We start from the raw sequence: 11,330 nt of genomic DNA on the forward strand, positions 1-11,330 counted from the left end.
TGGTGGAGCTAAGCGGGATCGAACCGCTGACCTCCTGCATGCCATGCAGGCGCTCTCCCAGCTGAGCTATAGCCCCACAGAGTCACGCTGAACCGATACGCTGGCTGGGTGCCTGACGTTTCGTTTATGTTCATCGCTGTGGACGGGGCGCATATTAAGATCCAGGTGCAGGCCTGTCAAACTAAATCTTCAAAAAAACCAAAAGTTTTTTCACAGATAACAATCACTTACCGCCCTGCCCCGCTACATCCGCCAATCGGCCGGGTCAGAACAGCCTGCAGCCCTGGATCCATTGCGCGCCAAGGCCGTCAGACCGCCATGGGAAAGACAGCCTGCCCGCCCTTCTCATCTCAAGCGAGGGTAGCCAGCTGCTTTTCCCATTCCTTGTTTTCTTTCTTGGAAACCCCGCCCAGCAAATCCAATGCCTGACGCAGACGATAGCGGGTCAAGTCAGGGCCGAGGATTTCCATGGCATCGAGCACTGACACCGAGCTTGCCTGCCCGGTAATGGCGGCGAACATCAAGGGCATGGCATCACGCAGTTTCAGTTCCAATGCATCGACCACGCACTGGATGCAACCGGTGATGCGCTCTTTTTCCCATTGACGCAGGCTCTCGAGCTTCCACAGGATCAATTGCAGGACCTGGCGCACCTGATCGGCCGACAACTTCTTGCTTTCGAACAGCTTGGCGTCAAGCTTCAGGGCGCCTTCGAAGAAGAACCCGCCCAGGGGCACTACCTGACTGAACGTTTCAACCCGGCCCTGCACATGCGGCGCGATCTTCATCATGTAGTCGCTGTTGAACGCCCACTTCTGCAGGCGCTGGGCAAAAGCCTCCACCGGGAGCTCACGCAGCCATTGGCCGTTGAGCCAGGAAAGCTTCTCGATGTCGAAGATCGGCCCGCCCAGCGAAACGCGGGACAGGTCGAAATGCTCGACCATCTCGGCGAGCGAGAACTTCTCGCGCTCATCGGGCATGGACCAACCCATCCGGCCCAGGTAGTTGAGCATGGCCTCGGGCATGAAGCCCATGCGCTCGTAGAAGGTCACCGACGTCGGGTTCTTGCGCTTGGAAAGCTTGGACTTGTCCGGGTTGCGCAGCAGGGGCATGTAGCACAGCTTGGGTTGTTCCCAACCGAAGTACTCATACAACTTGATCAACTTGGGTGCCGACGGCAGCCACTCTTCACCGCGCAGTACGTGGGTGATGCCCATCAGGTGATCATCGACGACATTGGCGAGGAAGTACGTGGGCAGGCCATCGTTTTTCATCAACACTTGCATGTCCATGCGATCCCACGGGATCTCCACGTCGCCGCGCAGCATGTCCGGCACCACGCACACCCCCTCGGTGGGCACTTTCATACGGATCACATGGGGCTCGCCTGCGTCCAGGCGGCGCTGCACTTCATCGGCGCTGAGCAGCAGTGCACGCCCGTCGTAACGAGGCGTCTCGCCGCGGGCCTGCTGTTCGGCGCGCATCTGCTCCAGCTCCTCGGCGGTGCAGAAGCAGTAGAACGCATGACCGGCGTCGACCAGCTGCTTGGCATACTGGGCGTAGATTTCACCGCGCTCGCTCTGCCGATACGGGCCATGCGGGCCACCCACGTCCGGGCCCTCGTTCCATTCGATACCCAGCCAACGCAACGCATCGAAGATCTGCTGCTCCGATTCGCGCGTGGAGCGCAGCTGATCGGTGTCCTCGATGCGCAGGATGAACTCGCCGCCGTGCTGCTTGGCGAAGCAGTAGTTGAACAGGGCGATGTAAGCGGTGCCGACATGGGGGTCGCCGGTAGGCGATGGCGCGATACGCGTGCGTACGGTGGTCATAGGAGTCTCGAACGGAAGATGAAACAAAGCCTCGATGTTAGCAGGTGGCGGGCACCGGGCTCCAGCGATGCCGTTACCTGAGCCTGCCTCATGATGCCGCGCCCACGGTAGGCCATACCGTGGGCGGCTTGCGTACAGCGCGATGTCACCTGCTAGATGCGCAGTGAGCGCCAACCGCCAGGCATCAACTAGCGATCAGGCGATCTCGCAGCTGGGTGATCTCGTCACGCAACTGGGCAGCGGCTTCGAACTCCAGGTCACGGGCATACTGCATCATCTTGTCTTCGAGCTGCTTGATACGCTTGGTGATCTCGCCTGGGGTGCGCAACTCGGCTTCGTAGCGCGCGCTCTCCTCTGCCGCCTTGGCCATCCCCTTGCGTTTTTTGCTACGAGCACCCGGGACGGTTGCACCTTCAAGGATATCGGTGATGTCCTTGACCACGCTCTTGGGCACGATACCGTGTGCTTGGTTGAAGGCGATCTGTTTTTCTCGACGCCGCTCGGTCTCGTCAATGGCCCGCTGCATCGAACCGGTGATGGCGTCGGCATACAGAATCGCCCGGCCATTGAGGTTGCGCGCAGCACGGCCAATGGTCTGGATCAGTGAACGTTCGGAGCGCAGGAAGCCTTCCTTGTCCGCATCCAGAATGGCAACCAGCGAAACCTCGGGCATGTCCAAACCTTCGCGCAGCAGGTTGATGCCGACCAGTACATCGAACGTGCCCAGCCGCAAGTCGCGGATGATCTCGACCCGCTCCACGGTGTCGATGTCGGAGTGCAGGTAACGGACCCGTACGTCATGGTCTGCCAGGTAATCGGTCAAGTCCTCGGACATGCGCTTGGTCAATGTGGTGGCCAACACGCGCTCGCCAAGGGCCACACGCTTGCGGATCTCCGACAGCAGGTCATCTACCTGGGTCAGCGCAGGGCGTATTTCGATCTGCGGGTCGACCAGACCTGTCGGACGCACTACCTGCTCGACGACGCGCCCAGCATGGGCCTCTTCGTAAGGGCCGGGTGTCGCGGATACAAAGATGGTCTGCGGACTGACGCTTTCCCATTCGTCGAAGCGCATGGGGCGGTTGTCCAGCGCCGACGGCAGACGGAACCCGTACTCCACCAGCGTTTCCTTGCGCGAACGGTCCCCTTTGTACATGGCACCCACCTGGGGAACGCTGACGTGCGACTCATCGATGACCAGCAGCGCGTCGGCGGGCAGGTAGTCATACAGCGTAGGTGGCGGTGCACCTGCAGGACGACCGGACAAATAGCGAGAGTAGTTTTCGATCCCGTTGCAGTAACCCAGCTCCATGATCATTTCCAGGTCAAAGCGGGTACGCTGCTCAAGGCGCTGGGCCTCCACGAGCTTGTTGGCCTTGTGCAGGTACTCAAGCCGGTCGGCCAATTCTTCCTTGATGCCTTCCACCGCCTGAAGCAGCGTTTCTCGCGGCGTCACGTAGTGGCTCTTGGGATAGAACGTGAACCTTGGCAACTTGCGCAGGATTTCGCCCGTCAGCGGATCGAATGCGGCGATGTTCTCCACCTCGTCGTCGAACAGCTCGACGCGGATGGCTTCGAGGTCCGATTCGGCCGGGTAGATATCGATGACATCCCCACGCACACGGAAGGTGGCACGGGCGAAGTCCATTTCATTGCGGGTGTACTGCAAGTCGGCCAGCCGGCGTAGCAGCGCGCGCTGGTCGAGCTTGTCGCCCCGGTCGATGTGCAGCACCATCTTGAGGTAGGTTTCAGGGCTGCCCAGGCCGTAGATGCAGGACACGGTGGTGACGATGATTGCGTCACGCCGTTCGAGCAGCGCCTTGGTGGCGGAAAGGCGCATCTGCTCGATATGGTCGTTGATCGAGGCATCCTTCTCGATGAAGGTGTCTGATGAGGGCACATAGGCTTCGGGCTGGTAGTAGTCGTAGTAGGAGACGAAGTACTCCACCGCATTGTTGGGGAAGAAGGCCTTGAATTCGCCGTACAACTGCGCCGCCAGGGTCTTGTTCGGTGCCAGGACCAACGTGGGGCGCTGCACCTGCTGGATGACGTTGGCGATGCTGAAGGTCTTGCCAGAGCCGGTCACGCCGAGCAAAGTCTGGTGTGCCAACCCCGCCTCGATGCCCTCGACCATTTGCCGAATGGCCTCTGGCTGATCGCCTGCTGGCTGGAACCGGGTGACGAGCTGGAACTCGGACATGTCGAACCTCGCGGTGCTGCACTGTAAATTTAGCCAGTAGTCTATACCCAAATGGGCACGCTGGGGGACGCTTTGAAGGCCCAACAGTGACCCCGTGTTACGGTGGACAGGGCAAAGGCTGCAAGGGTCGAAAATTTTTTGCGCAAATAGTCGTAAAAGCGGCGTCGCAGTGTCGCAGTGACCGTGCCGGATCACTATACTGACTCCCCGTTTGTGCCCCGCTTCAGTGCATTCGGCTGGAGCGGATACTCCCCTTACACTCCTATCCGAGCCAAGGTAACAATGAGCCTGTTTTCCGCTGTCGAGCTGGCACCCCGCGACCCTATCCTGGGCCTCAACGAAGCATTCAATGCCGACCCACGCACCGACAAGGTGAACCTCGGGGTGGGCGTCTACTGCAATGAGGAAGGCCGCATTCCGCTGCTGCGGGCCGTGATCGAAGCCGAGACCCAGCGTGCCGCCCAGCACGCCTCGCGCGGCTACCTGCCGATCGACGGCATCGCGACCTATGACCAAGCGGTGCAGAAACTGTTGTTCGGTGCCCAGTCCCCATTGCTGGCCGATGGCCGTGTAGTCACCGTCCAGGCAGTGGGCGGTACGGGCGCACTGAAGATCGGCGCCGACTTCCTCAAGCGCGTATCCCCCGAGGCCGTGGTAGCCATCAGCGATCCCAGTTGGGAAAACCACCGTGCGCTGTTCGAGTCGGCGGGCTTCCCGGTTCATACCTATCGTTACTACGATGCCCCGACCAACGGCGTGAATCGGGCTGGCATGCTCGAGGACCTCGAGGCGTTGCCTTCTGGCTCCATCGTGGTGCTCCACGCCTGCTGCCACAACCCGACCGGGGTGGACCTGGACCTGGAAGACTGGAAGAACGTCCTGCAAGTGGTCAAGGCCAAAGGTCATGTGCCCTTCCTGGACATGGCCTACCAAGGCTTTGGAGACGGCATCGCCGAGGACGCCTTTGCCGTACGCCTGTTTGCCGAGTCGGGCCTTGAGTTCTTCGTCTCCAGCTCGTTCTCCAAATCGTTCTCCTTGTACGGTGAGCGCGTGGGCGCATTGTCGATCGTGACGGCGTCCAAAGACGAAAGCACCCGCGTCCTGTCCCAGGTCAAGCGGGTCATCCGTACCACCTACTCCAACCCGCCTACCCATGGCGCCACGATCGTGGCGACGGTGCTCAACAGCGCCGAGCTGCGGCAAATGTGGGAAACCGAGTTGGCAGAAATGCGCGAGCGCATTCATGGCATGCGCAAGCAGATGGTCGAGTTGCTGGCCCATTATGGTGCCAAGCGCGACTTCAGCTTCGTGGGTCGCCAGGTCGGCATGTTCTCCTACTCGGGCCTGACTGTGGAGCAAGTGGCCCGGCTGAAGAACGAGTTCGGCATCTACGCACTGGACACTGGCCGCATCGCCGTGGCTGCGCTGAACCAGAGCAATATCCATGTGGTGACCAAAGCCATTGTTGAGGTGCTGTAACTGATTGATTTAGCAGGGGTGACTTGACTTACCCCTGCTGTTGAGTAAGATACGCGCACATTCCGCGATAGCTCAGTCGGTAGAGCAAATGACTGTTAATCATTGGGTCCCTGGTTCGAGTCCAGGTCGCGGAGCCAGATAATCAAGATCCTTCACAGGGTTTTGTAGCAAATCCAGAAACGCCGCTTTGAGGAATGCTGTTGAAACAGGCATACCCAAAGCGGCTTTTTTGTGCCCGACGTCGATATGCCTGGGCCAGTGCTCATCGTTTGGTCAGCACGGCACGGGTGCCGTTCAAACGCTCAATGAGGCGTAGGCCATATCCACGTCTCCAGCCCATCGACGCATCACGTCAACACATACCGTAATCCATGCTGCTCCAGCAGGGTCCGCATTTCTCGCAGGTTAGCTAGCCGTCGCTCACTGATCCATGGCCACTCGGGCCGCCGGATATGAAAACGCTCGCCTTCTTGGACGATGGGCGTAGACACCAACCCGCCCGCGCGGCTGCGATGCACCAACTGCAACTGGCCATCGGTGCTCTCGAACGTGAATGTACCGGTATGCCGGAGCATGACCGACATTTCCCAACCAGCTGGCTTCGCCGCTTTGATTGCTACTTGCAAGCGAAGATCGCTCCTGACCCGGCGTACCTCCATGGCCTCATCAATGGCCGCCAGTCCAGGATCGGCACCAATGCCGCCGGGCAGACCCACCTCAATATCCTCGACGCGCAAGCTGATTGCCCCCTGAAGTTCGCTTACGCCGCGCACGCCTTCGAAATCGCTGGCGTGGCTATTCCCCACTAGCGCAACCCACCGGCTCGGGCCTCGCACCGCCTGGTCCGCCTCGATGATTCCATGCGCGTAAAAGTTCATCATTTGCTGGCGGATCACCGCCGATGGTGGGTTGGCCCAGGCCTGGCGATAACTGGCCATGCAGTCGATGGACTGGATACGGATGCCGGCCTTCTGCGCCGCAATCAGCACGTTGCGAAACGAATAGCGGCTGGCCAGATCGACCCCGTGACCTTCATCCAGATTATTCACATAGGCGCTCAACCGGGCGGGCATCTTGCCCGAGCGGTTGAATACATCAAGGTCCGCCTGATGGAAGTCGGTCATGAAATGCTCAACGTAGAGCACCTTGATTTTTTCGCGCTTGAGTACAGGCATGTTGTCTATCAGAAACTGCTTGCTGCCCAGTCCCGAATGGCTTTCACCGATGAACAGCCCTTCGCTGTTCTGGTAGAGGCTGCGGATGATCAGCTTGGCACTGGCATCACGAGGCAGAGTCGGTATTGCAGGCCGCGCGGACGGTATGACATTTTCAAGATAGCCGACGGCGTCGGTGGCAAGCGCGTCGCGGCTGGCACGGAATGCCCGGTAGCTTGCTTCTACCTGAGGGTCTAAGCTGCCCATGACTCCACTCAGCGCGCGCTCCTCCCCCGGGGCATTGGCGGCGGCCTCAAGCAGAGGACGCGTTTCGCTCGGAATCTCGTAGGGCGTGGCAGGCAGAGGCTGCACGGCAGGCGCATCGCTTCGCCGCCCCCATGCCCCGAGCAATTTGCGGGGCAGCCCGCCACCCTGTAAACCCGAGCGCTGTAGAGGCTGCCACTGGCCGTCTGCTGTCATGCGGATGGGCAGGTTGCGATAGAACGAGTATGGATTCTGCGGGTCGATGACCACCCAGCTGCCCATCTGCTGCACATATCGGACCTCGAAGGGTCGCTCGTCAATCACCGCATAGAACTTGCCATCCTGTAGATATATACCCTCCTGCCCGCCACTCCCGGCTTCAGCGCTGAGGATGATATTGGTTTCAAAAGGCGCCAGCAGTTCTTGCTGGTCAACCGGCCGGAATGGCTCAGGTACCCAAGCTTCAATCTCGGCGGATGTCGCGGGGGCCGCCTCCTCTGCCTCAGTGGCCAGGGAGTCGCCCTCAGGCACCGGTGGATCGATCAGCGTTTCCTCGCCGCCTGCGCCTACAGCACCGGTCAGCATGGCGGCGTTGAACAAGGTATCGATGGCGGCGAAGATTGCGCCGGTCACACCGGCCTGTCGCTCGCTCGTAGTATGACCGTTGACAGCCTGGTCGATGTTCAGCCCCATATCCGCAAGGCCTGCGCCGACCACCGCCAGTGCAATCGGCCAGTCGACCGCTGCCATGGGCCCTGCTACCTGGCCGAAGGCCTTGAGGTAGCCGATCCACAGTTGTTTACGCAGGTCAGCGTTGCTGCGCAGGGCGAACTGTGCGTCGTCGATCATGCGCTGGTGCGCGGCGTCGCGCAGGTGGCTGAATGCATCGCCCGACAGGGTCGAATCGAGCTGATTGAGGCACTTGTGATCATCACCACCCCAATTGAAGAACAGTAGATCGATCAGGTGATTGAGGCCGAGGCGATCGTCTTTTTGCGCACGGCTGGATAATGGGAAGTGCGCCATGAAGCGCGTCCGGTTTTCGGCTTCGTTGGTATTGTTCAATACCCACCAGTAAAGGTCCTGACGCGTTGGGAAAAAGTGCAGGGCCTCCGTTTCACCTGGGGTGTACAGCAGTTGCGAACCATCCTCCAGCACAATGCGCAGAAAGTCGCTGGCAACGTGCCCGCCGATGTCGAAGGTACACACGCGATAACCCGCGGCTGGCGGTACAACTGCCTGAAGTTGCTCCAACGTGGGTGATGCGATGTCAAGACCCGTCAGCGCCGTGGCGACGCGGCGAACGAGGTGGGCCAACGCGGTACTGCTGTCGGCCGCGCACATCTCGATCACCTTGGCGAGGAAGTTGACCTTCGCCAGTACGCGAAAATGCTCAGCATGTTCTTGCCAGAACGCCTGGAGCCCATGGTGGAACTGGGTACTGAAGTCGATTTGCCAGAAATCCTCGAGCACAGCCTGGGGCTCCAAACGGATCTCATTGTGCTCGTCATAGAAACCAGGGCCAGGGCCATTACTGTAAAAGCCGGTCAGATAACTGAGCAGGTCGCTGTTGTCCTGGTCATGAACGTCGAAACGGTGCATGACCAACTGCGGCAGTGTGAAGGATTGGACAGGCGGGTCCAGGTGCTGCCAGCCGCTGAAGGTGCGAGGGCTGCTCTGGGCGGCATCGAAACGGTTGAGGTAGACCTGGTCAGGGTCTAAGTGCGACAAGTTGTGTTTTCTCAACAGCGCCGCAGCGGTGTCTCGGGCCGACTGGCGCATATCGGGGCAGGCTGCCACAAGTGGAGCGGCGATGGCGCGTAGCTCGGCTTCGGCGTGCGGGGTCAGAATCTGCAGGCCCATGGCAAGGTTCCTCACGGTGTATGAAGCCGTGAGGTTGAGCCGTTACAGTGTTTGTTGAGCGCTAGTTATCAACCACCTTCCACACGGCCTTCATCCTCCGTGAAACGTGCGGTGAAGCGTAAGTCAGGAGTGATCCACCTGCCCTATGGGGTAGAACTCACCTCGGCTCCACACGCCCAGCCATTGCTGATCTGCGATTTGCCGCGCAACGGCCAACTCGACCAGTTGATAGAAGACATTACGGTGAATCAATGCCTCAAGGTTGCTGCGCATCAGCACATAAGGTGAAGGCGCTTGGGTGACGGGGTCAGACACTACCCGCAGCGGATGGTCAGGCCCTGCTTCAACCTGATCATCCACATTGCTGGTGAAGCGCAACACCTGCTGCTCCCCCTCCCCCGTCACATCCAGGGCCACGGCCACGAACGGCGCGTCATCAACTGTGATGCCGACCTTCTCGACCGGAGTCACCAGAAAGTAATCATCACCGTCGCGGCGGATGATCGAAGAAAAGAGCTTTACCATCGGTTTGCGGCCGATAGGCGTGCCCAGGTAGTACCACGTCCCGTCCCGTGCGATACGCATGTCGATGTTGCCGCAGAAATCGGGATTCCAGAGGTGCACAGGCGGCAAGCCCTTGGACGTTGGAAGCTGCGTCAGCAGGTCATTGGCCTTGCCCGTCTCATTCATCGCAGTGCCTCACCGACTCATGCCAAGAAGGCTACGAGCGTACTCGCGCATGGGCGCCGCAAGCAAATCCCTGGGCGTCTGGTCATGGAACGTCAACAAACCGCCACGGCTTTTGATACGGACCGTGTCTATCAGGTAGCGGGTACTGGTTTCGATGAGCATCATCTGTACCACGCCGCTATCCCAACCCAGTCGGTCCACGGCCTGTTCGTCATACCACTCGTCCCCATTGCCGATGCGGTCATCGGTGCGAGCGAAACGGGTATAGAGCACGTAGTCGGCCCCAAATGAACGTGCCTGCGCGATCGCCTCTTCCAGACCCAGCGGTGCCTCGGCACGGCGTACCATCGGGAAATACTCGACGAAGCTTTTGAAGGCCTCTTCGGCCACCGCATTGTGCTGCGGAACAGGGCCTTTGCCGGGCGGCACGAATGCGCCTTGCCCAATGAAGATGAAGGAATCGGGCTGCAGTCGAATCGACAGCGTACGACGGGTATCGCTGTGATCCAGCAGGCCGGCATCGCTCATGTGATAGCGAACACCTTCCCCCATATCACTCACTTTCATGCACCCGCCCAACGCCGCAAGCGTCAGCACCAAGACCAGGCTCCGCATCATTCCTCCAGTGGCCGGCGTCAAAAAAGCCGGCGAATGGCTGACGAATGCAGCTTTTGCGCCAGCTTTGATCTGATCGCCAGCGTGGGCCGGTGCTGACTCAATTGGCGGGGTCGGGGTCGCGCTTGCGTTTATTGCCCATGCGTACGCCGATGTCCATCAGGAACTGGAAGAAGCCTTCCTGATCTTCCAGCACATTGCTCCAGAACGGGGAGTGATAGAGCGCTACAGCCCCATGGACCAGTGCCCAGGCGGCGCAATAGTGGAAATAAGGGGGTACATCTTCAAGCTTGCCCTCACTGATGCGGCCTTTGATCAGTTGCGTGAGGCGATCGAAGTTGGAGGCGCGAATACTATGCAGTTGCTCGACCAGTTCGGGCACCTGGTTACCCTTGACGACCTTCTCCTCCAGACGATCGAAGAGCCTGTAGCGCTGCGGGTCGCGCATGCGAAATTCGAAGTAGGCGCGCGACAGGGCTTCCTTGTCGCGGTCTACATCGGCCGAATGCAGCAGCTCATTGAGGTCGCGCTCATAGTCCAGCATCAGGCGCAGGTAGATTTCCGCCTTGGACTTGAAATGCTTGTAGATCGTGCCTTTGCCGATACCCACGGCGTCGGCGATCATTTCGACGGTGACGCTGTCCTCGCCTTGCTCGAGGAACAGCTTGAGGGCGGTGTCTAGGATTTCCTGTTCGCGACGGCGAAACTCACGGACCTTACGAGGTTCTTTCTGCATGGGAAGGACTGGCTGACGATCGAAGCGGATTATTATGCCTAACTTGCGCGAAATTGCACGGATCATCCGTGGTCATCTCGGTTTGCACTGGTGTGCAGGGGGTCTCGATCGTTGGCAGCTTGGCCTGGGGTATTCCAAATCTGTTTAAAAAACGATCAGCTTTGGCTGGCATTGTGCGTAGCCTGGGCGATACTCAAAGGGTCGTCGCGGCGCATCCCCCCGAGTGACGCGGCGATAAAGGTACTCAGGGACCGCGTACCTTTGTTCTACTCCTAATGGTCTTAACCCGGATTCCTCCCCCAGAAGCCGGGTTTTTTTTGGGTGGGGTGTTTCGAGTGGTTTGGTGGTTTAGGTGAACATATTCCCCTCGCCACCTTAGACCCACGCTATGCCTCGGTTAACGCGGTTGCTGTTGCTTTGGCTGTTGATCTTGATCTTGATCTTGATCTTGATCTTGATCTTGATCTTGATCTTGATCTTGATCTTGATCTTGATCT

At 59.4% G+C, this 11,330-nt stretch carries 7 protein-coding genes and 2 tRNA genes; 2 read left to right on the top strand and 7 right to left on the bottom strand.

Going from position 1 to position 11,330, the window contains the following annotated elements; translation table 11 throughout:
- From FS767_RS21370 to uvrB, 3 genes are all read right to left on the bottom strand, one after another.
- Positions 1 to 76: transfer RNA gene (locus tag FS767_RS21370), tRNA-Ala, on the bottom strand.
- Positions 77 to 350: 274 nt separating this feature from the next.
- Positions 351 to 1,832, bottom strand: a complete 1,482-nt coding sequence (gltX, locus tag FS767_RS21375) for a glutamate--tRNA ligase (protein ID WP_144968110.1) — start codon at positions 1,830 to 1,832, stop codon at positions 351 to 353.
- A gap of 184 nt (positions 1,833 to 2,016) precedes the next feature.
- Positions 2,017 to 4,032, bottom strand: coding sequence for an excinuclease ABC subunit UvrB (uvrB, locus tag FS767_RS21380; protein ID WP_078478223.1), 2,016 nt, complete (start codon positions 4,030 to 4,032; stop codon positions 2,017 to 2,019).
- A 282-nt stretch (positions 4,033 to 4,314) separates the two neighbouring features.
- Between uvrB and FS767_RS21385 the strand changes: the two genes are divergently transcribed.
- Both FS767_RS21385 and FS767_RS21390 read left to right on the top strand, forming a co-directional pair.
- Positions 4,315 to 5,511 carry an amino acid aminotransferase gene (locus FS767_RS21385; RefSeq protein ID WP_144968112.1) on the top strand — a complete coding sequence of 399 codons (1,197 nt, stop codon included), beginning with the start codon at positions 4,315 to 4,317 and terminating at the stop codon, positions 5,509 to 5,511.
- A gap of 61 nt (positions 5,512 to 5,572) precedes the next feature.
- Positions 5,573 to 5,648 (top strand) — tRNA-Asn (locus FS767_RS21390).
- 210 nt (positions 5,649 to 5,858) lie between these two features.
- On the opposite strand, the gene FS767_RS21395 is transcribed toward FS767_RS21390, so the two are convergent.
- The 4 genes from FS767_RS21395 to FS767_RS21410 form a co-directional block, all read right to left on the bottom strand.
- Entirely contained in the window at positions 5,859 to 8,792 is a 2,934-nt protein-coding gene (locus FS767_RS21395; RefSeq protein WP_144968114.1) for a membrane-targeted effector domain-containing toxin, read from the bottom strand.
- 123 nt (positions 8,793 to 8,915) lie between these two features.
- Positions 8,916 to 9,482: a DUF1285 domain-containing protein gene (locus FS767_RS21400; RefSeq protein ID WP_144968116.1), complete on the bottom strand. Its 567-nt coding sequence runs from the start codon at positions 9,480 to 9,482 to the stop codon at positions 8,916 to 8,918.
- 9 nt (positions 9,483 to 9,491) lie between these two features.
- Entirely contained in the window at positions 9,492 to 10,097 is a 606-nt protein-coding gene (locus FS767_RS21405; protein ID WP_058605556.1) for a DUF4823 domain-containing protein, read from the bottom strand.
- Positions 10,098 to 10,197: 100 nt separating this feature from the next.
- A complete protein-coding gene (locus FS767_RS21410) occupies positions 10,198 to 10,833 on the bottom strand; it encodes a TetR/AcrR family transcriptional regulator (RefSeq protein WP_058605557.1) in 636 nt (211 codons plus the stop codon).
- Between the last annotated feature and the right edge of the window lie 497 nt (positions 10,834 to 11,330).

The sequence above is a fragment of the Pseudomonas sp. DE0010 genome, assembly GCF_007680745.1.
GTDB classification, from domain to species: domain Bacteria; phylum Pseudomonadota; class Gammaproteobacteria; order Pseudomonadales; family Pseudomonadaceae; genus Aquipseudomonas; species Aquipseudomonas parafulva_B.